At 66.0% G+C, this 22,642-nt stretch carries 20 protein-coding genes; 11 read left to right on the plus strand and 9 right to left on the minus strand.

Annotation, left to right across the window (positions count from 1 at the left end; translation table 11 throughout):
• Positions 1–163 precede the first annotated feature (163 nt).
• The 5 genes from K2O51_RS02085 (at position 164) to K2O51_RS02105 (ending at position 5,298) form a co-directional block, all read left to right on the plus strand.
• Complete coding sequence (locus tag K2O51_RS02085; protein WP_011299979.1) at positions 164–1,141, plus strand: Bug family tripartite tricarboxylate transporter substrate binding protein; 978 nt, start codon at positions 164–166, stop codon at positions 1,139–1,141.
• 266 nt (positions 1,142–1,407) lie between these two features.
• A complete protein-coding gene (locus tag K2O51_RS02090) occupies positions 1,408–2,655 on the plus strand; it encodes a serine hydrolase domain-containing protein (RefSeq protein ID WP_220630428.1) in 1,248 nt (415 codons plus the stop codon).
• A 72-nt stretch (positions 2,656–2,727) separates the two neighbouring features.
• Complete coding sequence (locus K2O51_RS02095) at positions 2,728–3,747, plus strand: NADP-dependent oxidoreductase (protein WP_220630429.1); 1,020 nt, start codon at positions 2,728–2,730, stop codon at positions 3,745–3,747.
• A gap of 28 nt (positions 3,748–3,775) precedes the next feature.
• Positions 3,776–4,609 carry an SDR family NAD(P)-dependent oxidoreductase gene (locus K2O51_RS02100; RefSeq protein ID WP_011299976.1) on the plus strand — a complete coding sequence of 278 codons (834 nt, stop codon included), beginning with the start codon at positions 3,776–3,778 and terminating at the stop codon, positions 4,607–4,609.
• A complete protein-coding gene (locus K2O51_RS02105) occupies positions 4,606–5,298 on the plus strand; it encodes an EthD family reductase (protein ID WP_220630430.1) in 693 nt (230 codons plus the stop codon). The genes K2O51_RS02100 and K2O51_RS02105 overlap by 4 nt, the downstream gene beginning before the upstream one ends.
• Positions 5,299–5,309: 11 nt before the next feature.
• Here the strand turns inward: K2O51_RS02105 and K2O51_RS02110 are convergent, their stop codons facing one another.
• The 3 genes from K2O51_RS02110 to K2O51_RS02120 are packed head-to-tail and all read right to left on the minus strand — an operon-like array spanning position 5,310 to position 8,061.
• Positions 5,310–6,368, minus strand: a complete 1,059-nt coding sequence (locus tag K2O51_RS02110) for an AraC family transcriptional regulator (protein WP_011299974.1) — start codon at positions 6,366–6,368, stop codon at positions 5,310–5,312.
• 58 nt (positions 6,369–6,426) lie between these two features.
• Positions 6,427–7,155 carry an SDR family NAD(P)-dependent oxidoreductase gene (locus K2O51_RS02115; RefSeq protein ID WP_220630431.1) on the minus strand — a complete coding sequence of 243 codons (729 nt, stop codon included), beginning with the start codon at positions 7,153–7,155 and terminating at the stop codon, positions 6,427–6,429.
• 57 nt (positions 7,156–7,212) lie between these two features.
• Positions 7,213–8,061, minus strand: a complete 849-nt coding sequence (locus K2O51_RS02120) for a TauD/TfdA dioxygenase family protein (protein WP_011299972.1) — start codon at positions 8,059–8,061, stop codon at positions 7,213–7,215.
• Between the two features lie 129 nt (positions 8,062–8,190).
• Between K2O51_RS02120 and K2O51_RS02125 the strand changes: the two genes are divergently transcribed.
• Entirely contained in the window at positions 8,191–9,207 is a 1,017-nt protein-coding gene (locus tag K2O51_RS02125) for an AraC family transcriptional regulator (RefSeq protein WP_011299971.1), read from the plus strand.
• Here the strand turns inward: K2O51_RS02125 and K2O51_RS02130 are convergent.
• A complete protein-coding gene (locus tag K2O51_RS02130; RefSeq protein ID WP_220630432.1) occupies positions 9,204–10,397 on the minus strand; it encodes an alpha-hydroxy acid oxidase in 1,194 nt (397 codons plus the stop codon). The two genes, K2O51_RS02125 and K2O51_RS02130, sit on opposite strands and share 4 nt — an antisense overlap.
• Before the next feature lie 130 nt (positions 10,398–10,527).
• On the minus strand, positions 10,528–13,227 hold the full coding sequence (locus tag K2O51_RS02135; protein ID WP_041680139.1) for a winged helix-turn-helix domain-containing protein: 2,700 nt from the start codon (positions 13,225–13,227) through the stop codon (positions 10,528–10,530).
• Between the two features lie 307 nt (positions 13,228–13,534).
• Between K2O51_RS02135 and K2O51_RS02140 the strand changes: the two genes are divergently transcribed.
• The 5 genes from K2O51_RS02140 to K2O51_RS02160 all read left to right on the plus strand — a co-directional run bounded on the left by K2O51_RS02140 (position 13,535) and on the right by K2O51_RS02160 (position 18,664).
• Positions 13,535–14,566: a hemerythrin domain-containing protein gene (locus K2O51_RS02140; protein ID WP_011299968.1), complete on the plus strand. Its 1,032-nt coding sequence runs from the start codon at positions 13,535–13,537 to the stop codon at positions 14,564–14,566.
• Positions 14,567–14,656: 90 nt separating this feature from the next.
• The gene (locus tag K2O51_RS02145; RefSeq protein WP_011299967.1) at positions 14,657–15,712 is read left to right on the plus strand and encodes a beta-keto acid cleavage family enzyme; all 1,056 of its coding nucleotides are present in this window, start codon (positions 14,657–14,659) and stop codon (positions 15,710–15,712) included.
• Positions 15,713–15,789: 77 nt separating this feature from the next.
• A complete protein-coding gene (locus K2O51_RS02150) occupies positions 15,790–16,767 on the plus strand; it encodes a tripartite tricarboxylate transporter substrate binding protein (RefSeq protein WP_041680138.1) in 978 nt (325 codons plus the stop codon).
• Between the two features lie 52 nt (positions 16,768–16,819).
• Complete coding sequence (locus tag K2O51_RS02155; protein WP_011299965.1) at positions 16,820–17,791, plus strand: quinone oxidoreductase family protein; 972 nt, start codon at positions 16,820–16,822, stop codon at positions 17,789–17,791.
• A gap of 114 nt (positions 17,792–17,905) precedes the next feature.
• The gene (locus K2O51_RS02160; RefSeq protein WP_220630433.1) at positions 17,906–18,664 is read left to right on the plus strand and encodes an SDR family NAD(P)-dependent oxidoreductase; all 759 of its coding nucleotides are present in this window, start codon (positions 17,906–17,908) and stop codon (positions 18,662–18,664) included.
• Positions 18,665–18,751: 87 nt separating this feature from the next.
• Here K2O51_RS02160 and K2O51_RS02165 read toward each other — a convergent pair whose 3' ends face one another.
• The 4 genes from K2O51_RS02165 to K2O51_RS02180 all read right to left on the minus strand — a co-directional run bounded on the left by K2O51_RS02165 (position 18,752) and on the right by K2O51_RS02180 (position 22,641).
• Positions 18,752–19,564, minus strand: a complete 813-nt coding sequence (locus tag K2O51_RS02165; protein WP_140949235.1) for an SDR family NAD(P)-dependent oxidoreductase — start codon at positions 19,562–19,564, stop codon at positions 18,752–18,754.
• Positions 19,565–19,770: 206 nt separating this feature from the next.
• Positions 19,771–20,226, minus strand: coding sequence for a MaoC family dehydratase (locus K2O51_RS02170; protein ID WP_011299962.1), 456 nt, complete (start codon positions 20,224–20,226; stop codon positions 19,771–19,773).
• Positions 20,227–20,234: 8 nt separating this feature from the next.
• Positions 20,235–21,401, minus strand: coding sequence for an acyl-CoA dehydrogenase family protein (locus K2O51_RS02175; protein WP_220630434.1), 1,167 nt, complete (start codon positions 21,399–21,401; stop codon positions 20,235–20,237).
• A 34-nt stretch (positions 21,402–21,435) separates the two neighbouring features.
• Positions 21,436–22,641, minus strand: a complete 1,206-nt coding sequence (locus tag K2O51_RS02180; protein WP_220630435.1) for an acyl-CoA dehydrogenase family protein — start codon at positions 22,639–22,641, stop codon at positions 21,436–21,438.
• Position 22,642 lies beyond the last annotated feature (1 nt).

The raw sequence follows: 22,642 nt of genomic DNA on the forward strand, positions 1-22,642 counted from the left end.
GAGCCAGGCCCGCTTACATTGGGCTTTCCCTAACTGTCCCGAAATGTCAAATATTTGCCCCCGAATGTTAAGGGGCTTTGCATCGACCGCCCATACTTCTGGCACGACTTCCGTCGTCCATGGCACCCAACTCCAGCCCATACCCATAACCGGGGAGACAACTATGCCGATTCGCCCTGCCCTGACCCGCGTGCACCACGCCGCCGTTTGCGCTGTCCTGGCCCTGTCCATGCCCGTCGCCATGGCATGGACCAACAAGCCGGTCCGGGTACTGATCCCTGCACCTGCCGGTGGCACCATGGATGTGCTGGCACGCGTGCTGTCCGAAGCGCTCACCACCGAACTGGGCCAGCCCGTGGTGGTCGACAACAAGCCGGGCGCCGGCGGCGGCATTGCGATCAACACCTTGCTGGCGGCGCCGGCAGACGGGCAGACCATCCTGGTGTCGACCACCAATGTGCTCACGGAGATCCCCCATGTGATGAAGGTCTCCTTCGATCCGATGAAGGATGTGAAGCCTGTGGCCGCGGTGGCCAGGTCGACGCTCGTGCTGGTCGGGTCGCCGAGCCTGCCGGCCAAGGATCTGCCGAGCCTGGTCAGCTATGTGAAGGCCCATTCGGGCCAGCTCAGTTTTGCTTCCTACAGCTCGGGAACGGTCGCCCATTACGCCGGCCTGATCATGAACCAGAAGGCAGGCATGGATCTCCAGCACGTGCCGTTTGCCGGCTCTCCGCCCGCGCTGACACAGGTCATGGGCGGACAGATTGCCGTGATGTACGACGGCATGGTGACCTCGCTGCCGATGATCAAGGCCGGCAAGCTGCAGGCCTACGCGCTGGCCGCGAAACAGCGTTCACCGCTGCTGCCGCAGGTGCCGACGTTTGCCGAGCTGGGCTATCCCGACATTGACTTCAACAACTGGGCGGGTGTGTTTGTCTCGTCAAAGGTGCCGGCAGACGTGGTGCAGAAGATCCAGGCAGCGGTCTACAAGGCGGCCGCAACGCCCAAGGTGCAGGAACGGATCACCGGCCTCGGCTTCGAGACCGTGCCGCCGCAAACCCCTGCCCAGCTTGGACAGGCCTTGCGCACCGAATACGATCGCAACGCTGCCATCGTGAAGGCCTATAACATCCAGCCCTGACGGCCCGCGGCTCCGGCGGCATTGGCATTGCTGCCTGCCGGAGCACGCTTCAGTCCGTCGCGACGATGGGCAATTCCCCAACCTTCGCCAAACGCTCCTCTCCTCCGGTTTCCCTCTCCAGCCGCTGGCGCGATGTCCCCAACGGTCACGGCAAAGCCCCCTGGGATCATTCACCGGACCGCCCCTCTGCCTAGAATCGGCACACATACCGGCACGGCGCATCGCGCCAAGCCTCCTCGATTTGCCGAATCCTGCAGGAGCCTGCATTGCCTCTCACCCGTGCCCTCGAACACGCGGCTTCCCCCGAACAGGTGGGACTGTCCACCCGGCGGTTGCAGTCGATCTCATCGGTGATCCATGCCGATGTCGACCGGCGCAAGATCCCCGGCGCAGTCGTGCTTGTGGCGCGCAAGGGCCGGATCGCCTGGTCCGAGGCGTTTGGCTTCGAGCAAGCCGATACGCCGTCGCGCCCGATGCAGCGCCATTCGGTCTTCCGCATTGCCGCGATGACGCGGCCCATTGTCGGCGTGGCGGCGCTGATATTGATGGAAGAAGGCCGGCTGTCCCTGAACGACCCGGTCGAACGCTACATCCCCGAGTTCGCCAGCCTCCAGGTCGGCGTCGAGTCGGTCGATGCGAATACCGGCGAACGCCGCCTCGCACTCGAACCCGTGCGCCGCGCCATGACCGTTCACGACCTGTTCCGGCACACGTCCGGCCTGACTTACGGGCAGTTCGGCGATTCGCTGGTGCAGCGTCAGTATCGCGAAAGCGGCCTCATGGACCCTGCACAGACCAATGCGGAGATGGTCGCGAAGCTGGCGGCCATCCCGCTGCAATGCCAGCCGGGCGAGGTATTCGAATATGGCATGTCCACCGACGTGCTGGGCCGCATCATCGAGATTGTCTCGGGCATGGACCTCGCCCGCTTCGTCGCGGAGCGCGTGACGCAGCCGCTGCGCATGCATGCCACGGGCTTCCACCTGATCAGGCAGGACGGTGCCGGGCTGGCACTGCCATCCGGCGCATCCGGAAAATCCACCGCGCTATTCGACTACGACGAACACCACCCGCCGCGCTGGCATTCCGGTGGCGCCGGCCTGCTGTCGACGGCCGGCGACTATGCGCGCTTCTGCCAGATGCTGCTCAATGGCGGGGCGCTCGATGGCGTGCGCCTGCTTTCACGCAAGACCGTCGAACTGATGCTTGGCAACCACCTTCCGCAGTCCACGCGATTTGGCGGTTCGACAACCGGGCTCGGCATCAACGCGCCATTGCCTGATCTCGGCCAGGGCCATGGCCTGGCAGTGGGCGTACGCACCGCATCGGGCTTGAGCCCGGTACCCGGTTCCATCGGCGATTTTTACTGGGGCGGCGCGCTCGGGACCTATTTCTGGGCGGATCCGCAAGAGCAGCTGATCGCCATCCTGATGCTTCAGGAAAACGACCTGGCGACGCGCACCGGATACCGGTCCCTCTTGCGCAACATCGTATATGCCGCGCTGGAAGACTGAGCGGCGACGCTTTGCGGCGACTGGCAGTGCAGCACGCACACGGCGCCACGTACCAATTTTGGAGGAGCAAGCATGAAGACCATGAACCGGCGCTGGATCCTCAGGCAGCGCCCCGTCGGCGATATCGGCGACAACGATCTGCAGCTCGTGGAAGCACCGCTGCCTCGACCGGGCGACGGCGAGATCCTGGTGCGCAACATCTATCTCATGGTGGCACCGACCAACCGCGTGTGGATGAGCGAGATCGACCAGTACATGGCCCCGGTGGCACTTGGCGAGGTGATGCGCGGCGTCACCATGGGCGTGGTGACCGAGTCCCATCACCCGGACTTCAAGGCCGGTGACATCGTCGAAGGTGGCATGGCGTGGGAGGAGTATTCGGTCACGAAGACGGCCCGGCGTGTCCCGGTGGAGTACGGCCTGCCGCTGCATGCCTATGCGAGCGTGCTGGGCAACTCCGGCATGACCGCCTATTTCGGCATGCTTGACATTGCCCGGCCCAAGGCTGGCGAGACCATCGTGGTGTCGGCCGCCGCAGGCGGCGTCGGCTCGATCGCCGGCCAGATCGGCAAGATACTCGGCTGCCGGGTAGTCGGCGTTGCCGGCGGCCAGAACAAGTGCCGGCTCGTCAGGGAAGAGTTCGGCCTGGATGCCTGTGTCGACTACAAGGCCGGCAACGTGCTCGCCGATCTTCGCGCCGCCTGTCCGGACGGCATCGACGTCGATTTCGAGAACGTGGGCGGCGAAACCATGGATGCCGTGCTGGCGCTGATCAACCCGGGAGCGCGTATCGCGATGTGCGGGATGATCTCCACCTACAACGCGAGCGGCGACTGGTGGAGCCCGAAGATGTTCCGCAATGTCATCATGAAACGCGCCCGCATCGAAGGCTTCCTCATTGCCGACTACCGTTCTCGGTTCCACGAAGCCGTGGAAGTCATGGCGAAATGGGTCAGGGACGGCCAGCTCAAGTATCGGGTCGACATTGTCGAAGGCATCGAGCAGGCACCGGCCGCGCTGAACCGCTTGTTTACCGGCAAGAACATCGGCAAGCAGCTTGTGCGCCTGGCGCCGGAATCCGTCATCGGCTAAATGCCGCGACTCTCACCTGTCAATCTCCATGACTCAATCTGACTCCCGACCGCGCCTTCAGGATTTCGAGGGCAAGACGGCAATCATCACCGGCGCCGCGTCCGGCATCGGCCTGGCATTGGCCGAGGCACTGGCAGCGCGCGGTGCCGACCTTGCGCTGGCCGACATTGACGCACGCGGGCTTGACGCCGCGCGCAAGCGCCTCGCACCGACCGGCCGGCGCATCTGCACGCGCGTGCTGGACGTTTCCTCCGATGCGGACGTGCGCGACGCGGCGGCGGAGTTCGAAGCGACGCTCGGACGCATCCATCTGGTCTTCAATAACGCTGGCATCGATATGAGCGGCGAACTGGCGTCTCTGTCCGAGCAGGACTGGACGCGCGCGTTCGGCATCAATGTGTTTGGCGTCATTCACGGTATCCGCCATTTCCTGCCGCTGCTGCGCCGGCACGGCGAGCCCGCGCATTTCGTCAGCACGGCATCGGGCGCAGGCTTATGGGTGAACGGCGACTTCCCCATGGGCGCCTACGCGGCCACGAAATACAGCGTGGTGGCCCTCTCCGAGGCACTCGAGCAGGAGCTTCGCGGCACCGGCATTGGTGTATCCGTGCTTTGTCCTGGTCCGGTGAAGACGCCGATCGCCGAACGCTCGAACCATGCCAGCGAATCGTTCAGGGCCGCAGTGGCCACTGGCACGGCGCCAGAGCTGGTGGCCAGCCACACGCTGGAGGCGATGCGCGCGGGCGAGTTTTACATTTTCACGCCAACGCGCATGCGGCCGCGCCTGGAGGCGCGATTCGCGCGGATTCTCGATGCGCTGGAGCGCGCGCCCGCCGTCACAACCGGAATGGCCGCGACATGATCCACCTCATCTTCCTCAGCATGCGGCGCGCCGACGTGGACCGCCGGGAGTACCTGCGCGACTGGCGCGACGTTCAGGCGCCGCTGGTAGCCGGCCTGCCGGGTGTCCGGCGCTACGTTCAGAGCACCGTCCGCGCCGTCCCCGGCCAGGTCGCGCGCTACGATACCGTGGACGAGATCTGGGTCGATGATGCCGCCGCGCTCGATGCGCTGCTGCATAGCGCCGACTATGCCAGGTCGACGCTGGCAGGCGCCGGCAACCTGGTCGACCCGGAGCATTGCGTGCGTTTGCAGACAACGGATCACGTCGTGCACGCCGGCGCATCGATCGCCCGCGAGGAATCGTTGCCGAAGCGGATGACCTTTTTCCGGCGCAAGTCGAATCTCAGCCGGGAAGACATGCTGCGCTACTGGCGCGGCACGCACGGGCCGCTGGCTGCATCGGTGCCGGGACTACGCCGCTATGTGCAGAGTGCGATGCTGCCCGCTGTCGATGATCAAGGCCCAACCCACTTCGACGGCGCGGCGCAGATCTGGTTCGAAGATGATGCCTCGCTGCAGGCTGCAGTGTGCTCCCCACTCTTCCGCGAGTCAGTCAAGCCGGACGAAGCGAACTTCATCGATACTGACTCCGCCGTAACGCTCTCGATCGAAGCAGAGCACCGCATTGTCTGGCCGCAGATGGCCTGAGCAACGCCGTGCTACATGCGCTGCTCGGGGCTCGCCGCTAGCAGAGGTTGCCGCGGCACGGGCCGCGCCGGCTGCATGCCCTCGCTGCGCCATGCGCTGGGGCTGCAGCCAAAATGATCGCGGAACCAGCGCGAGAACGCGCTCTGCATCGAAAACCCGAGCAACACGGCCACGTAGCTGACCGGGCGCTCCAAGTGCCGCAGATACTGCAGCGCCAGCGTGGCACGGACCTCATCGAGAATGCTGCTGAAACTCGCGCCTTCCTGCAGCAGCTTGCGATGGACCGTGCGCCGGTCGACGCCAAGCTGGCTGGCGACGCGTTCCACGCTGCAGTTGCCCGAAGGGAGCAAGGACAGCACCATCCGCCGGACGTTTTCGGTCATGGACAGGGTCGCACGCGCCGACAGTGAATCCAGATAGGCATGCGCGTACTGCGCCAGCTCCGGGCGCGCGGCGCGCGGCATGGCGTCCATGTCCTTCAGCTCGCAAACGATGCCGTTGAAGTCGCAACCGAAATCGACGGCCCGACCGAACACGCGCAGATGGGATGCCAGGCTCCTTGGGGCCTCATGCGAAAGGCAGATCCGCCGCGCGCGCCATCCTGGCCCGATCAGTTCCTGAAGCATCCGGTAAAGCGACACCACGACCATCTCGTCGGCCTGGCGCGTCGAGCCGGCGTGCTCCACGATCAGCGACACGCGGATCACAAGCGCGCCCTCGCGTTCTTCCACGCCGAGGAACAGCGCCTCGCTGTGCAGCGTGATATAGCGCACCATCGCCCCCAGCGCATCGCGCAACGTCGGCGAGTCCCGCACTGCCATGCCGAGCGGCCCCAGTACCGACAATTGACGGCCCTCCCCCATGCGCAGGCCGAAGTCTTCGGCATCGGAATCGGCTGCGGACATTTCGAGCAGCCGGCAGACCGCGTTGGCGGAGACCAGGTTGTCGCCGGCGTCCAGGCAGGTTCTGGGCAGCCCGACTTCTGCCAGGATCCGCAATGGATCCAGCCCCACCGAGCGGGCCACCTCGGTATAGCGGGACAGCGTGGCACTGCGGACTAAACGGCTCATGGGCCTCCTTGCACGGGCGGCGGCTGCAAGGCATTGCAGCCTTCGGTTGTCGCGGGAATCAGGCGCGGCGCATCAGGCTGTAGCTCTGCGCGCTGGGGCCAACATCGGGCATGCCGGCCAGGAACAGCGCAAGCGGGACAACGTCCGCAGGATCCTTGAACCATTCGCCGGGCGGCACCGGAACATCGCGCGTCATGTCCGTCCGGACCGGACCCGGTATCAGCTCATTGACGCTGATGTTGTCCTCCTGCAGTTCCGTCGCCAGCGACTGCGTCAGCATCCACAGGCCGCTCTTGGAGCATGAGTACGCCGAGAACCCCGGGGCAGGCCGCTGGCGCTGGCCCGAACCGATCATGATGATCTTGCCGGCCCCGCGGCGGCGCAGATGGGCAATGGCGGCGTGGGCGGTGTGGTACGCACCGGTCAGGTTGATATCGATGGTCTTGCGCCAGAGCGCTGGATCGCCGTCAGCGATCCTGCGCTGCTCGAGCGCGACACCGGCATTGGCCACCACGATATCGACACCGCCGAAGGTATCGCTGGCTCGCTGGAACAGCGTCTTGACGCTCTCGTAGTCCGCCACGTCTGCAGTTTGGGCAATGGCCCTGCCACCCGCTTCGCGGATCATCGCAGCGGTCTGCGCGATGTCGGCCTCGCCACGGCCGCTGCATACCACCGCAGCACCGGCGCTGGCATAGGCCATTGCGATGGCGCGGCCGATGCCGCGGCCTGCGCCGGTGATTACGGCAACCTTGTCCTTGAGCAGGTTGGGGTCGATCTGGCTCATTGTCAGTGTCTCAGTCTGGTTTGCGTTGCAATGGGGAAGCATGAAGGGGCGTGCCGCTCAGAACGGGCGATCCCCGATCACCGTGGCACGGTCCATCCGGCGATGGCATGGCGGGTAGTCCATGACCGCGTAATGCTGGGTCGAGCGGTTGTCCCAGATCGCCACGCTGTTCGGCGTCCAGCGCCAGCGCACCTGGTACTCGGGAATGTAGGCCTGCGTAATCAGGTAGCGCAGCAGGTCGGCCGCGCCCGGGTTGAAGTCCTGCCCGAAGCGCACGTGCTCCGGCGTATGGAAGTTCGTGAAGTGGGTGGTGAAGCCGTTTACGAACAGCACCTTCTCGCCGGTGTCGGGATGCGTCCGGACCACAGGGTGCTCGGCGTCCGGAAACTGGGCCCTCAGGGCATGGCGTTTTTCGATCGGCATGGCCGCGCCGAAGCTGGCTTCGATGCTGTGGCGCGCGCGCAGTCCTGCGATCTGGTCCTTGATGTGCTGCGGCAGGTTCTCGTAGGCAAGCACCATATTGCTCCACATGGTGTCGCCGCCGACCGGCGGGCATTCGCGGCAGCGCAGGATGCTGGCGAGCGGCGGGGCCTCGCGCCAGGTCGCATCGGTGTGCCAGGAATTCTCGTAACGCGGAGTGGGCTCTTCGGGGCTCTTGTAGATGCGGACCAGCCCAGGGTGTTCGGGATCGCTGCCCGCGACCGGATGGTCCTCCAGTTCGCCAAAGCGGCGCGCAAAGGCGACGTGCTCGCCGGCGGTTATGTCCTGCCCGCGCACGAACAGGACACGATGTTTGAGCAGCGCTTCACGAATGCCGGCGAACAAGCCGTCATCGTGGATGGCATCGGCAAGGCTGACGCCGACCAGTTCAGCGCCGATGGAACAGGTAAGTGGCTCGACACGCATTGCGACTCCGAAAGATTGTAGGTAGAGGCCGAAGCAAAAGGGTCGATGCAAGTATTGAAGAGCCGGCGCGCGATGCGTTGACATTCCGGGGCAGTGACTTTACATTTTGGGGCACCTGGGGGAACTCCTATGTCGACGCTGCTGCAACACGTGAACCTGACGGAGTTTGTTGACGTGGCCCGCCAACTCGGCCTGGACCCTTACCGTCAACTGCGGCAAGCAGGTATCCGGCCGACGGCGCTGGTCGACCCGGAAATGCGCGTGCCTGCGAAGTCGGTCATGCAGTTGCTGGAGGATTCGGCACAGCTTGCGGGCCTGGAGGACCTCGGGCTACGCGTCGCGGAAGCGCGTGAACTGACCACGCTGGGCCCGTTGTGGACGGTGATGCGCGAGGGCGCCACCCTGCGCAACGCGCTGGGGGCGATGGCGCGCTACCTGCATTTGCTCAACGAAGCACTCGATCTGCGCCTCGAGGAAGTCGGGGACACCGCGGTGGTCAGGCTTGAATTCCTGGTGTCCGTGGACGGTTCCATGCGGCAATCGACCGAGTTCATCATCTGCCTGTGGTTCCGGCTGTTCAAGCTGCTGTCGGGCGATGCATGGAAGCCGCGCAGCGTCTGCTTCACCCACGCCGCGCCGGCGAGCCTTGCCACGCATCGGCGCGTGTTCGGCGTACCGGTGCGATTCCACCAGGATTTCGATGGCATCCTGCTGTCCGCCGCGGATCTCGACGTGGCGGGCACGACGTCGGACACGGCGCTGGGCCGCCATGCGCGCGAATTTCTCGATACCAAGCTGGCACAGTCCGATTCCACCATGCCGGACAAGGTACGGAAACTGGTATTCGCGCTGCTGCCCACCGGCGAGTGCGGGGCCGAACAGGTGGCCCGGCAGCTTGGCATCGACCGCAAGACCATGCATCGCCATCTGGCGGCCTATGGTCAGAACTACCTGTCCGTCGTCGATGCGGTCAGGGTCGAGCTCGTCACGAGATACCTGAAGAACAACGAACGACCGTTGTCGGACGTGGCGATCCTGATGGGGTTTTCCTCGCTCAGCGCCTTCTCCAGGTGGTTTGCCACGCGCTACGGCTGCAGCGTGTCGGCATGGCGCCGCCAGCGGACGGCACCGGAAATCAGGCGCTAGGCGCCGCGCATCGCGCCTGGCCTGCTGACACAGTCCGGCCCCAGATCCGTGAGCGCCGGGCAGCCGAGCAGGCCCAGCGTGCGATCGATCTCGGCACGCAGGATTGCCAGCGCGTGCGCAACCCCGGTCCTGCCGCCAGCCGCAAGGCCATACAGCGTCGCACGGCCCGACATTGCCGCATCGGCCCCGAGCGCGCGCGCCTTGACGAAATCGCCGCCGCGCCGCAGGCCGCTGTCGACGATCAGCGTCATGTCCGGGCCGACCGCCGCGCGGATCTCAGGAAGCACCTCGATCGGCGCCACGCAGCTGTCGAGTTGCCGCCCGCCGTGGTTGGTGATGACCAGCGCGTCGACACCAAGCGCGCGGGCGCGCAACGCATCGTCAGGCCGCACGATGCCCTTGAGGATGAGCTTGCGCGGCCACAAATCGCGCAGCCACTGCACGTCCTGCCAGTTCAGCGAGGGATCCATCTGCCGGGACAGGAAGGTGGCCGCATTGCGCGCATCGTCCTGGCCCGGTGGAAGGATGTCGCCGAGATTGCGGAAGTGCGGCATGCCGTGCGGCACCAGCACGTCCCACCACCACTTTGGCCGCAGGGCAACGTTGATCAGGTTGGCAACATCCAGCTTCATCGGGGCGCGATAGTTGCGCCGGTCCCACTCGCGGTTGCCAAGCACCGGCACGTCCGTCGTCACGACGATGGCTTCCGAGCCCGCCGCCTCGGCACGCCTGACGATCCCGGCGAGATTCTCGCGGTCCTTGAACGGATAGATCTGCATCCAGTGCCGTACGCCCGTTTCGGCAACGCGTTCGAGCGCAACCGTCGACACCATGCTCTGGCACATCGGGATGCCCGCATCACGCGCGGCATGCGCGAGCGCCAGGTCACCCTCGTGTGTGAGCAGTCCGTTGAAGCCGGTTGGCGCAATCACCGCCGGCATTTCAATGCGCTGGCCAAACAGCGTGCAGCCGGGATCGCGCACCGAGACGTCAACCAGCGTGCGCGGCGTGAAGGCGATGGCGTCATAACTGGCGCGGTTGCGGTGCAGCGTCAGTTCATCGTCCGCCCCGCCCTCCAGGTATTCCAGGCAAAAGTTGGGCAGCCGCGCTGACGCCATCGCGCGCAGTTCGGCAATGTTCTGGGCACGCCGCACGTCGCGGCCGCGATAGAGTCTGCGTTTCAGTGTCATGGGCACGAGTCGGTCCGGTTGGCGCACCGTGGTTGGGGCCTTCCGATTATCCGAAGCGCGCCGCCTCCTTCGCCCCCTGCGTGAAGGAGGGGGCGAAACTACCCGAAAGAGCGGGCACGAATGGACGGGACTACTCGAGACCTTCCAGCAGCCCCAGCAGCTGCGCGCGCCGTACGGCGTGCTTGCGCGTGCCGGCGCTGAGCTTGCCGAACAGGTTCTTCACATGCCACTTGGCCGTGACCTCGCCCACGCCGATGGCCTGCGCGATCTCCTTGTTGGAGAGATTGCGCGCCAGCAGTTCCAGGACTTCACGTTCCTTGGGCGTCAGCACCGTGCTGGCCACGGCGCGCGGCTCCGTCACCGCACGTTCGGCGCGGCGCGGCGTGCGCGCGACCGGCAGCGGCTGGCCGGCGCCCGGCTCCGTGGTCTCTTCCTCCACCAGGCGTCTGGCCCAGTCGGCCAGTGCCGGATGCGCGTCAGCAAAGGTGCGGGCCAGGCCATAGGTCTGCGCAAGATTCATGGCTTCCAGCATGAGCGTGCGGCTGTCCTCGCCCGCGCGATGACGCACGAACGCTTCCAGCGCCATGATCTCGATGCGCTTGCGCCCGAGCTTCATGGCCTCCGCCGCAGGCGCCGCGCGGCGCAGCGCATCGAGCGCAGACGACCAGTCCTGGGCCGCGATTGCCGCATTGGCGTGTGCCACGGCCTGCATCAGCACCACGTCGCGGCGCCACAGCGGGCCGTGGTCCGCCTCTGCCCCGGCAACGAGCTCATCAAGACGGACGATCAGGGCCCGGCACGTCTCGGCGCGGAAGCGTCCGGCGTGCATGCGCACCTGGTCCGCCAGGCTCGCCATGCAAAGCCGCGGCGTCCGGCGCGCAACGCCGACCGCATACAACGCTTCGAGCAGGTCCAGTGCGCGGTGCTCGACGCCCTGCAGGGCCGCCACGCGCGCCGCAGTCAGGTATGCCAGCAACGACGTCTCGGCCGTGCCCGACCGCTCCAGCACGTCGAGCCGGTTGGCGAGCAGCGCAGCGGCTTCGTCGACGCGTCCGTTCTCGTAGACCGCCGCAGCCAGCAGCGACGCGAGCATGCAGGAAAGCGGATGGCGGCGGCCGAGATCAGCTTCCGCGCTTGCCAGCGTAGGCCTCAGGATCGCTTCGCTCAGCATCATCTGCCCTTCCCGCAGGTAGCTGAGCCCGGTCACGAACTCGCCCCAGCGCGCCGCGTAGCGATGTCCTTCGCCCAGGTCGCCGCGTGGCGCGAGCTGCAGATGGCGCCGCGCATTGCCGGTCTGACCATGCAGGATCGCGGCCATTGCCATGCGGTTGGCATGCATCTGCGCGAGGCGTGGGTCGTGCGTGGCGGGCTGCTGCTGCCATGGCTCGAGCAGCGCCAGGCAACGGTCCGGCTGGTCCGCGTAGTAGGCCGCGATACTCAGGATCAGCGCGCATTCGTAGCGCAGCACAGTATCGTCGCCTGCCCCTTCGAGCATACGCGCGACCAGCGCCTCGGCCTCCGCATGGCGCTCGCCCAGCGCGAGCACCCACGCAGCGGCCAGGCGCAGGCCCGGGTAGCGGTCCAGTTCCGCGTCAGGCAGGCGTTCCAGCCATTCGAGCACGGTACCCAGCCGCCCCTGCATCACGGCGTCGTATAGCGAGCGCCCTGCCAGCTCGTAGGCCAGTGCATGCTGGCCCGCCGCGTGCGCGTGACGCGCGGCTTCCTCGGTGATCCCGCGCTCGGCAAGCCAGTGCAGCGCTCGCGCATGCAGTTCGGCCTGCTCATTGCGGGGCACCTCGGCCAGGCGAGCCTGCAGCGCGCCGCGCGCGAGCGCGTGGAGCCGGCACCAGTCGCTGCCGTCGCTGGAAACGAAGATCGGTGTTTCGCGGATCAGCCGCGCTAGATGTCCCGGCGCCTGCTCGTCGCCAGTCAGCGCGCGGCACAGGTCCGGATGGACGTGGTCGACGACGGCAATGCGCGTCAGGAACGCGACGTCGTCGGGCGTGAGCTTGGCAATCAGGCCACCCACCAGGTGCTCGCCCTCATCGGCCGGGCGGGCCGCCATGGTATCCACGACGCTGCGCGGATCGGCGCCCCGCTCCATGGCCGCCAGCACGAGTTGCAGGCCCAGCGGCCATCCGTCGGTCAACTCGTGCAGGCGCGCACAACGGTCGGCATCGACGCGGTCGCCGAAGCGGTTGCGCACCAGGGTCAGGGTCTCATCGAAGCGGAAACGCAGCGCTTGCGCGCCAATGCCGGCGCATTGGCCATACGCCGTGAGTTCGGCGACGGCGGTGTCGAACCCGCCGCGTGCCGCGACCACGATGCGCAGATTGGGCGGCGCGTTGTGCAGCAGGTAGAGCAATGCCGCAACGCCGTCCTGCGAGAGACGTTCGGCTTCGTCGACGATCAGCACGAGATCCAGCGAGGTCTGGGCCACCTCGGCAAGCCAGGCCGTGAGCCCTTCTGTGCTGCCGGGCGCCGCGGCCGCGCCTTCGAGCAGCGTGCGACCAAAGCCGGGCCGCGCGCCGCCGGCGCGGACAGCAAGCACCAGGCATTGCAGGAAATGCAGCGGATCGTCGTGCGTGTCAGCGGAAATCCAGGCCACGGCCGCACCGTGCGCCAGGTACTCGCGGCGCCATTGCGCCAGCAGCAGCGTCTTGCCGAAACCCGGCGGCGCCTGCACGACAATCGCGGGCCGGTCGCGCAGCGCCTCGCTGTCAAGGCTCAGGCGCGCGCGCGCAAGCAGGTGCCGCGGTGCACGCGGCGGCATGGTCTTGAGCGCAAGCTCGGAAAACGCGGCACCGGCGCCACGGTTCACGGAGGTCATCTGGCAGGTACTGGTTGGCTGGGGTGCGACGCTCGCCGGGGCCTGCGTGCCGGGCTGCGCGCGCGGCAATGCAGCGTCCGTGGCTTCGCGCTGCCGTTGGGGGCGGCGTGCCTGGCTCGGAATCTGGTGTCTCATTATAGGCACACGGCGCGCTTGGCGGGCAATCGCCCCCTCCTCCGCGGAGGGGGCGTATCGGGCGTGCCGGGGCTAGCATCCGTCCAGCTCGAAACGGAACCTGGGGGCATTCGATGCAGTACATGGACGTGTGCGCGCTGAAGCAGGGACGTAAGCGGGTCGGGGTGCCGGCATGAGCCGTCCTTGTCGCGATGCCGACGCCATCACGTGCCACCACCTGCTGGTGCCGCTCGACGAAGCGGACGCCTGCATGGCCACGGTCATCGGCGCCATCGAGCTGGCACGCATCGCCGCGGCACGGATCACGTTCGTCCATGTGCCGCCGCAGTCCGCAGTGCCGCGCGCCTCTATGGTTCGCGGCCGCGAACTGCTCGCCAAGGCCGAGTCAGTGGCGCGGGCACAAGGGGTCCCATGCGCGTCGGCTGGCCTGCTCGATGGCGACGCGCAAGCCGCCATCCCCGCAACCGCGCGAGAGGTTGGCTGTGACCTGGTCTTCATCGGCCCTCGTGGGCAAGAAGCGATGACAAGATCGCTCGTGCAGGCGGTGCTCGCGGCCGGTCTTCCGGTATTCGCCATGCCGGATCATGCTCCGGCAATGCCAGAGTCCGCCATCCGCGCGATCCGCGACGAGCACCGCGCTCTTAGTGCCGTACTGCGCGCCTGGCTGGACATGCTCACGGCTGCGAACGACCGCGACGCCGGTGCGGATGTGGTCGTGATGCGCGACATGATCCGGTTTATCGAGACCTTCCCGCTCGCTCGCCACCATCCGCGCAAGCAGGCCTGCCTCTACGACAGGTTGCGCCGGCGCACGGCCCGGGCCGACGCCGAGCTGGACGAACTGGAACGCCAGCATGAACGCGATGCGCAATGGGCCGGCGCGCTCACCGAGGCCATTGAGCGGTTTGCAACAGGTGGCCCGCTTGCCGAGCTGCTGGGCAAGGTCGATCACTACACGCAGTTTGTCTGGGCGCGCATGGGACGCGAGGAAGGCGTCATCCTGCCGGCGGCGCAGCGCTACCTGACTGAAGCGGACTGGGACAAGGTCAACGCCGCGTACGGCTCAGCGAATCGCTGCAACGTGCCCGACGATGAGGATCGCGCGTTCGGCCCACTGCTTGCGTACCTTGCCGACTTTCCGGATGCCGACTGCGTAGCGCGCATCTGCGCGCAGGCAGAAGACGTATCGATGCGACACAGCTAAGCGCAGCCACGCGCATCGCGTCGTGGCCTTTGAATCAAAGACCGTCAAACGGGCGCCAATGAATGCGCCATTCACCATCAGGAGGAGACCATGCAATTTCTCGACGATTCGCTGCACCCGGAGAACCAGGACAAAGTGGTGATCACCGTAGCCCCGTATGGCCCTGAGTGGATGCCGCAGGACTTCCCGGAAGACATTCCGGTGACCATGGAAGAACAGGTGCAGAAAGCCGTGGATTGCTACAACGCGGGCGCCACCGTGCTGCACCTGCATGTTCGCGAACTCGACGGCAAGGGTTCCAAGCGCCTGTCCAAGTTCAATGAGCTGATCGCCGGCGTGCGCGCTGCCGTTCCGGACATGATCATCCAGGTCGGCGGCTCGATCTCGTTCGCGCCGGAAGACGAAGGCGAAGCCGCCAAGTGGCTGTCGGATGACACCCGCCATATGCTGGCCGAACTCACGCCGAAGCCAGACCAGGTGACGGTGGCGATCAACACCACCCAGATGAACATCATGGAGCTGCTCTATCCCGAGTACCTGAAGGGTACCTCGCTGGAGCAGCCCGCCTACCAGGCCGCCTACCGCGAAATGACCGTGCCAGCCGGCCCGGGCTGGGTCGAAGAGCACCTGCGCCGCCTGAGCAACGCCGGCATCCAGCCGCATTTCCAGCTCACCGGCATCCATGCAATGGAGACGCTGGAACGCCTGGTGCGCGCCGGCCACTACAAAGGCCCGCTGAACCTGACGTGGATCGGCATCGGCGGCGGCTTCGACGGCCCCAACCCGTTCAACTTCTTCAACTTCGTGCATCGCGCGCCGGACGGTTGCACGCTGACCGCCGAATCGCTGCTGAAGAACGTGCTGCCGTTCAACATGATGGCGATGGCCATGGGCCTGCACCCGCGCTGCGGCATCGAGGACACCATCATCGACCAGCATGGCAACCGCATGACTTCGGTGCAGCAGATCGAACAATGCGTGCGCGTGGCGAATGAACTGGGCCGCGAGATCGCCTCGGGCAAGGAAGCGCGCGAGATCTACCGCATCGGCACGTGGTACGACAGCGCCGAAGAAACGCTGGCCGCCCACGGCATGGCGCCCAACCGCCAGGCCGGCATCCGGAACCTGCCGCTGCGCGCTGCGTGATGCGCCAGGCCGCCCGTACTGCAGCGACCTGGCTGCGGCCAGGGCGGCCGCCTATCCAGTCCCTGACGGAGTCCGACATGTCCAATCACCCCGCCCTCTTCGCTTTCCGCAAGGCCGCCGCCGCAGTCATCCTGGCCGCCGCAATGCCTGCTGCCATGGCCTGGACCAGCAAACCGGTGCGCATGCTGGTGCCAGCGCCCGCCGGCGGCACCATGGACGTCATCGCGCGCGTGCTGGCCGAACAGCTCACAGTCGACCTGGGCCAGCCCGTGGTCGTCGACAACAAGCCAGGCGCCGGTGGCGGCATCGCCATCAATACCCTGCTGGCGGCGCCGGCTGACGGCCAGACCATCCTGGTCACCCTCACCAATGTCTTCACGGAAGTGCCCCAGGTAATGAAGGTTTCCTTCGATCCGGTGAAGGACGTGAAGCCCGTGGCCGCCGTCAGCAAGGTGACCATGGTGCTGGTCGGGTCGCCTGACCTGCCGGCCAAGGATCTGCCAGCCCTGATTCGCTACGTCAAGGCCAACCCCGGCAAGCTCAGCTTTGCGTCGCCCAGCGCCGGGACGGTGGGCCACTATGCCGGCATGATCATGAACCAGAAGGCGGGCATCGACCTGCAGCACGTGCCATTTGCCGGCTCTCCGCCAGCCTTGACCCAGGTAATGGGCGGGCAGATCGCCGTGATGTATGACGGCATGGTGACCTCATTGCCGATGATCAAGGCCGGCAAGCTGCGGCCCTACGCGCTTGCGGCGAAGCAGCGTTCGCCACTGTTGCCGCAGGTTCCGACCTTTGCGGAACTAGGCTATCCGGATATCGACTTCAGCAACTGGGGCGGTGTCTTCGTCTCCGCCAGAGTGCCTGCCGACGTCAGCCAGAAAATCCAGGCCGCGGTCTACAAGGCGGCATCCAAACCCCATGTGCAGGAACGGTTCGCGGCGCTCGGCATGGAGCCGGTGCCGGTCCAGGGCCTGCCGGAACTCAGTCAGGCACTGCGCACGGAATACGAGCGCAATGCCGGCATCGTCAAGACCTACCACATTCAGCCATGAGGTCCGCCCTTGCGGGCACCGGACCGGCATGAACTTTCTCCAGGAGACCTAAATGGCAAAAGCAATCCGCTTCTACGAAACCGGCAGCGCCGACGTCCTCAAGCTCGAAACCGTCGAAGTCGGTGATCCCGGCCCGGGCCAGGCCCGTGTGCGACACACCTATATCGCGGTCAATTTCATCGACATCTACTTCCGCACCGGCCACTATCCGCTGCAACTGCCCAACGGGCTGGGCTCCGATGCGGTTGGCGTGGTCGAGGCCGTCGGCCCGGGCGTGACCGATATCCGTGTCGGTGACCGGGTCGGTTACCTGCTTGGGCCGCAGGGCGCATACTCGGATGTACGCGTGATGCCTGCGGAAGTCCTGATCCCGCTGCCCGATGGCGTGTCCGACCGCACGGCCTCGACGCTCATCATGAAAGGCATGACGGCGCAGTACCTGTTCCGCCAGGTGTACCCGCTCAAGGGTGGCGAGACCATCCTCTATCACGCCGCAGCGGGCGGCGTCGGACTGATCGCATGCCAGTGGGCACGCGCGCTTGGCGTGACCATGATCGGCACGGTCAGCTCCGACGAAAAAGCCGAGGTCGCCAGGGCCAATGGCTGCACGCACACCATCGTCACGTCGCGCGAGAACATCGTCGAACGCGTGATGGAGATCACCGACGGCAAGAAGGTGCCGGTCGTCTTCGACTCGATCGGCAAGTCGACGCTGGACGCATCGCTGTCCTGCCTGCAGGTACGTGGCACCCTCGTCAGCAACGGCACGACTTCGGGTCCGGTGGAAATCGACAGCCGCACGCTGGCGGCCAAGGGGTCGCTGTGGGTCACGCGTCCGGCCATGGTGCACTACGCCACGCCGCGCTCGCACATGCTGGATATGGCGAAGGAAGTGTTCGACATGGTGCTGGCCGGCAAGATCACGAGCGAGCCCCGGCAGAGCTTCGCGCTGGCCGATGCCGCCGAGGCCCATCGCGCGCTCGAATCGAGGAAGACCAGCGGCGCTACCGTGCTGGTGCCGTAACCGTTGCGGGCTGGCGCGGGCACCGCCGCCAGTGCGCCAGCCGCATCACGATCAACGGGGCGACGTGTTTATGGCACGATCGCCCCAAAGCCATTGCTGGATATCGGAGAAATCATGGACCTGAAGTTGAAAGGCAAGCGTGCAATCGTGACCGGCGGCAGCCGCGGCATTGGCAAGACGATTGCGCTGCAACTCGCACAGGAAGGCGTGGATGTCGTGCTCGCTGCGCGCGGGAAAGACGCGCTGGAAGCGACCGCAGCGGAACTTGCGACGCTGACCGGCCGCCGGATTGTGCCGCTCACGGTCGACACTGCCGACAAGGCTTCTGTCGACGCCATGGTGGAGCAAGCGATCGAAGCGCTGGGCGGCATCGACATCCTGGTCAACGCCGCGGCGCTGCCGGGCGGCATCTCGCCGGCCACGCAACTGGATCAGATCGTCGATGCGCAGGCACTCGAAGATATCGATATCAAGGTCATCGGCTATCTGCGCACCGCTCGGGCGCTGGCACCACATCTGGCCAGCAATGGCTGGGGCCGCATCATCAATATCGGTGGCCTGGCGATCTACCATACGGGCCGGCCCGTCGCCACGCTGCGCAATGTCGGCGTGGCGGCCATCACCAAGAACCTCGCTGATGAACTCGGCCCGAAGGGCATCAATGTCACGGCGGTCCATCCCGGACCGACACGCACCGAGAAGACCGATGCGGCAACCGAGGCGTGGGCGGCGACGAAGAGCAGCCTCGGCCGCATGGTCGATGCCCGCGAGGTTGCCTGCGTGGTGACTTTCCTCGCTTCACCGCTGAGCGTGGCCATCAACGGCGAGGCCATCCCGGTCGGCGGCGGAACCCCGGGCATCATCCACTACTGAACGTGCCCTGAACTGCTGACAGCAGCCTTGCCGCGCTGGCCCGCTTCAGAAGGGGCCAGGCCGGCGAGGCTGCCAGTTGCGCTGTACTCAGTGAGCCTGATCTTCCTGGAGCCGCTGGCGCAGCACCGCGCGCAGGTCCTCGCCATAGCCGGTAAGCGTGCCGCCATCCACGGCCAGCAACTGGCCAGTGATCATGTCCGCACGGTCGCTGGCAAGGAACGATACCGCTTCGCCGATTTCCTCGGGCTTGCAGAACCTGCCCAGCGGCACCGTGCGCCGGATCAGCGCCTCGCGCTTTTCCGCGCTCGCATACGCTTCGATGGCGGGCGTCAGGATACCGCCGGGGCACACCGCATTGACGTTGATGCGCTGGTCCGCAAGCTCCCATGCTAGATGCTGCGTCAGGCCCGTGACCGCGTGCTTGGATGCGGTGTAATCCACGCTGCTGAAGTAGGCCATCCGAATGCCGGCAATGGAGTCGATATTGACGATCTTGCCCTTGCCCTGCGCCTTCATGGCAGGGATGACCGCCTGGCAGCAGAACAGGATGCCCTTGGCGTTCACCCCCATCACGCGGTCCCAGTTCTCTTCCGTGACGTCGCACACCAGCGCGGAGGCGCCGCCGACGCCTGCGTTGTTGACCAGGATGTCGATGGTGCCGAACGCCTCCAGCGTCTGGCGTGCCATGGCTTCCGTATCGGCCTTCTTGCTGATGTCGGCGCGGATGGCGATTGCACGTTTGCCATCCGGATCAATGCTCGAAGCAACGCGTGTCGCAGCGTCAAGGTTCAGATCCACCACGGCAATCCTGGCTCCTTCACGTGCCAGCACGCGCGCAATGCCTTCCCCACCACCCTGCCCGCCACCCGTAATGATGGCAACCTTGTCCTTCAGCTCCATGCTCATCTCCTTGCGATCTTGCGTCGGATGTCGATACCGTTGGCCTTGGCCAATCTCAGCAAGTATCCAGCAACAGCGCGGAGCGTTTTGACAATCCGGGGCACCAGATTGACATTTCGGGGCGGCAAGGGAAATCACGAACCTCCGGCGAAACAGCGGCGCCTGCCAAGAACGACAACACCGCCCCTGCCAACGAAGACAAAACCTTACGGATATCTCCGAACAATCGACTCCGCAATACAAACCGGCCTCTGCCCCCCTTCCCGCTCGACAATCATCTCTACCTTGGTTTGCGCCCCGCCGCCTTCCAGCGCTTCATACGACAGCAGCTTGAACTGCGCCCGCAGCCGGCTGTTCACCGGCACCGGCGCAGGGAAACGTACCTTGTCGAGCCCGTAGTTCACGCCCGAGCGGGTCTCATTGACACGATAGGCAAGATTGGTGAACTCGGGCAGCAGGCTCAGCGTCAGGAAGCCGTGCGCGATCGGCGTGCCGAACGGACCGGCCTTGGCGCGCTCCACGTCGACATGGATCCACTGATGGTCGCCCGTAGCGTCGGCAAACTGATTGATACGGCCTTGCTCAACACTCACCCAATCGCTCGTACCGATGATTTCGCCCACCAGAGGCTGCAGGTCGCTGATCTTTTCGTAGACTTTCATGCTCGTTCTCACTCCGTGGTCAGGGATTGCTGCAACGCCTGGGCGACCAGCGATTCATGCAGGTCGGCGTTGCCGAAGAGCGCATCGGCTACCACCGCGCGCTTGAAGTAGTGACCGACCGTGTACTCCTCGGTCATGCCGATGCCGCCGTGCAACTGGATACCCTGGCCGCATACGTACTTGGCGGCGCGGCCGATCAGGACCTTGGCCTGCGACATCGTGCGTTGCATCGTTTCCGGCGTGCCGGTTTCGACGGCGGCCAGCAGCGCGTACAGCATCGAGCGCGCGACTTCCATTTCGGCGGCCATGTCAGCCATGCGATGCTGCAGGGCCTGGAAGCTGCCGATGGGAACGCCGAACTGCTGGCGCACCTTCAGGTATTCGGACGTGATCTCGATGGTCTTTTCCATCGCGCCTACGACTTCCGCGCACAAGGCGGTGGTTCCGTGCAGCAGGCCCTGCTGCAGTGCGGCCAGACCGGTTCCCGGCTCGCCGAGCAGCGCATCAGCCTTGACGGCAACGCCGTCGAACGTCACTTCAGCAGCCCACGTACCGTCATGCAGCGGCAGGGCGCGGCGCCTGACGCCCGGTGCATCGGCGTCCACCACGAACAGGCGCAGTTCGCCACCATCATGGGCGCTGGCCGGCTCGGCGATCGGCGTCATGGCCGAGACGATGAACGCGTCGGCTTCGGTGCCGCCGAGCACGAGGGTCTTGACGCCGTTCAGCACGTAGCCGCCCGGCGCGGCGTCGGCATGCGTGGATACCGGCGCGGGCAGGCCGCGGGAGCCGGCTTCGCTGTAAGCCAGCGCAATCTTGCGCGAGCCTTCCGTCACGGCCGGCAGCAACGCATCGCGCTGGGCGGGCGTGGCGGCGGCCAGCAGCGTCTGTGCGGCTGCGACGGCGCAGCCGAGGTACGGCTCGATGACGAGGCCGCGGCCGAGCTGGCCCGCGATCAGCACGGTGTCGAGCAGCGTACCGCCGAGGCCGCCCTGCTCTTCCGGCAGCGCGGCGGCAAGCCAGCCGTTGTTTGCGAAGGTATTCCAGTGCTTCGCGTCGCAGCGCGAACCGGCCTTGACCAGCGCGGTGCGAGCCTCGAAGTCATAGTCCTTCTCGACGAAGCGGGCCACGCTGTCCTGCAGCATCTGCTGCTCGGAAGTGAGATTGAAGTTCATGATCGTTATGTGCCAGGAGACGCGCGTCGCGGCGTCAGAGTTGGAACAGGGCGCGGGCGATGATGCCGCGCTGGACTTCGCTGGTGCCGCCGTAAATGGTCGAGGCTCGGCGGAAGAACAGTTCGTTGGCCATGCCGCGCGCCACGTGCTGCATCGGCAGCGGTTCGCCGCTGGTATCGCCCTCGGGCGCGGCGTATGCCACCGGGCCGTAGTCGCCAAGCGCTTCCACGACAAAGGAGCTGATGCGCTGCTGCAGTTCCGTGCCGCGGACCTTCAGCATCGAACCCAGCGCATGCGCGGCGGGACTGTGGTCCTCGGCCTGCTCCAGCGCGGCCACGCGCTGCACCAGCATGGCAATGGCGTTCAGCTCGGCTTCGAAGCGGGCGACCTGCTGCGCGATATGCGGCCGCTCGATCAGTGCGCAGCCTTTGGCGTCGCGTTGCCGCGCCAGGCTGCCGAGCTGGCGCATATAGCGCCGCAGCATCGGCAAGTCGGCTGCGGCGGCGTGTTCGTTGTTCAGCAGGAACTTGGTGATCTTCCAGCCATCGCCCTCGGCGCCGACGAGGTTCTTCACCGGCACGCGCACGTTGTCGAAGAAGGTCTCGTTCAGGTGATGGCAACCGTCGATCGTGTGGATCGGACGCACGGTGATGCCCGGCGTCTTCATGTCCACCAGCAGGAAGCTGATGCCGGCCTGCTTCTTGACTTCGGTGTTGGTGCGCACCAGCAGGAAGATCCAGTCGGCGCGGTGACCGTGGCTGGTCCAGATCTTCTGGCCATTGACCACGTACTCGTCGCCGTCGCGCACGGCCGCCGTGCGCAGCGACGCCAGGTCGGAGCCCGAGCCCGGCTCGGAAAAGCCCTGGCACCAGGTACGCGTGCCGCCGAAGATGTGCGGCAGGTGCTCGGCCTTTTGCTCGGGTGTGGCGAACTCGTTTAGCACCGGTCCGAGCAGCTTCTGTGCGCCGACGTCCTGCGTCGGCGCGCCGGCCAACGTGCATTCTTCATCGAACGCCAGGCGCTCGAGCACATTCCATCCGGTACCGCCATGCGCTGTCGGCCAGTACGGCGCCCCCCAGCCCTGTTCGTTGAGGATGCGCTGCCAGCGCGACAGTTCCTCGCGCGGCGAGCGCGTGCCGATACGCGGACGGCCGGCCAGGTCGGCCGGCAGCTTGTCGCGCAGGAAGGCGCGCACGCTTTCGCGGAACGCCTCCAGGCTGAGGTCAGGCTGAAAATCCATG

It is taken from the genome of Cupriavidus pinatubonensis (assembly GCF_019602855.1).
GTDB lineage: Bacteria > Pseudomonadota > Gammaproteobacteria > Burkholderiales > Burkholderiaceae > Cupriavidus > Cupriavidus pinatubonensis.

What these genes read in the sequence shown, in the direction of transcription:
- K2O51_RS02085 (WP_011299979.1), top strand. Translation starts at nt 164, where the DNA reads ATGCCGATTCGCCCTGCCCTGACCCGCGTGCACCACGCCGCCGTTTGC.
- K2O51_RS02095 (WP_220630429.1), top strand. Translation starts at nt 2,728, where the DNA reads ATGAAGACCATGAACCGGCGCTGGATCCTCAGGCAGCGCCCCGTCGGC.
- K2O51_RS02100 (WP_011299976.1), top strand. Translation starts at nt 3,776, where the DNA reads ATGACTCAATCTGACTCCCGACCGCGCCTTCAGGATTTCGAGGGCAAG.
- K2O51_RS02105 (WP_220630430.1), top strand. Translation starts at nt 4,606, where the DNA reads ATGATCCACCTCATCTTCCTCAGCATGCGGCGCGCCGACGTGGACCGC.
- K2O51_RS02110 (WP_011299974.1), bottom strand. Translation starts at nt 6,368, where the DNA reads ATGAGCCGTTTAGTCCGCAGTGCCACGCTGTCCCGCTATACCGAGGTG.
- K2O51_RS02115 (WP_220630431.1), bottom strand. Translation starts at nt 7,155, where the DNA reads ATGAGCCAGATCGACCCCAACCTGCTCAAGGACAAGGTTGCCGTAATC.
- K2O51_RS02120 (WP_011299972.1), bottom strand. Translation starts at nt 8,061, where the DNA reads ATGCGTGTCGAGCCACTTACCTGTTCCATCGGCGCTGAACTGGTCGGC.
- K2O51_RS02125 (WP_011299971.1), top strand. Translation starts at nt 8,191, where the DNA reads ATGTCGACGCTGCTGCAACACGTGAACCTGACGGAGTTTGTTGACGTG.
- K2O51_RS02130 (WP_220630432.1), bottom strand. Translation starts at nt 10,397, where the DNA reads ATGACACTGAAACGCAGACTCTATCGCGGCCGCGACGTGCGGCGTGCC.
- K2O51_RS02135 (WP_041680139.1), bottom strand. Translation starts at nt 13,227, where the DNA reads ATGACCTCCGTGAACCGTGGCGCCGGTGCCGCGTTTTCCGAGCTTGCG.
- K2O51_RS02140 (WP_011299968.1), top strand. Translation starts at nt 13,535, where the DNA reads ATGAGCCGTCCTTGTCGCGATGCCGACGCCATCACGTGCCACCACCTG.
- K2O51_RS02145 (WP_011299967.1), top strand. Translation starts at nt 14,657, where the DNA reads ATGCAATTTCTCGACGATTCGCTGCACCCGGAGAACCAGGACAAAGTG.
- K2O51_RS02150 (WP_041680138.1), top strand. Translation starts at nt 15,790, where the DNA reads ATGTCCAATCACCCCGCCCTCTTCGCTTTCCGCAAGGCCGCCGCCGCA.
- K2O51_RS02155 (WP_011299965.1), top strand. Translation starts at nt 16,820, where the DNA reads ATGGCAAAAGCAATCCGCTTCTACGAAACCGGCAGCGCCGACGTCCTC.
- K2O51_RS02160 (WP_220630433.1), top strand. Translation starts at nt 17,906, where the DNA reads ATGGACCTGAAGTTGAAAGGCAAGCGTGCAATCGTGACCGGCGGCAGC.
- K2O51_RS02165 (WP_140949235.1), bottom strand. Translation starts at nt 19,564, where the DNA reads ATGGAGCTGAAGGACAAGGTTGCCATCATTACGGGTGGCGGGCAGGGT.
- K2O51_RS02170 (WP_011299962.1), bottom strand. Translation starts at nt 20,226, where the DNA reads ATGAAAGTCTACGAAAAGATCAGCGACCTGCAGCCTCTGGTGGGCGAA.
- K2O51_RS02175 (WP_220630434.1), bottom strand. Translation starts at nt 21,401, where the DNA reads ATGAACTTCAATCTCACTTCCGAGCAGCAGATGCTGCAGGACAGCGTG.
- K2O51_RS02180 (WP_220630435.1), bottom strand. Translation starts at nt 22,641, where the DNA reads ATGGATTTTCAGCCTGACCTCAGCCTGGAGGCGTTCCGCGAAAGCGTG.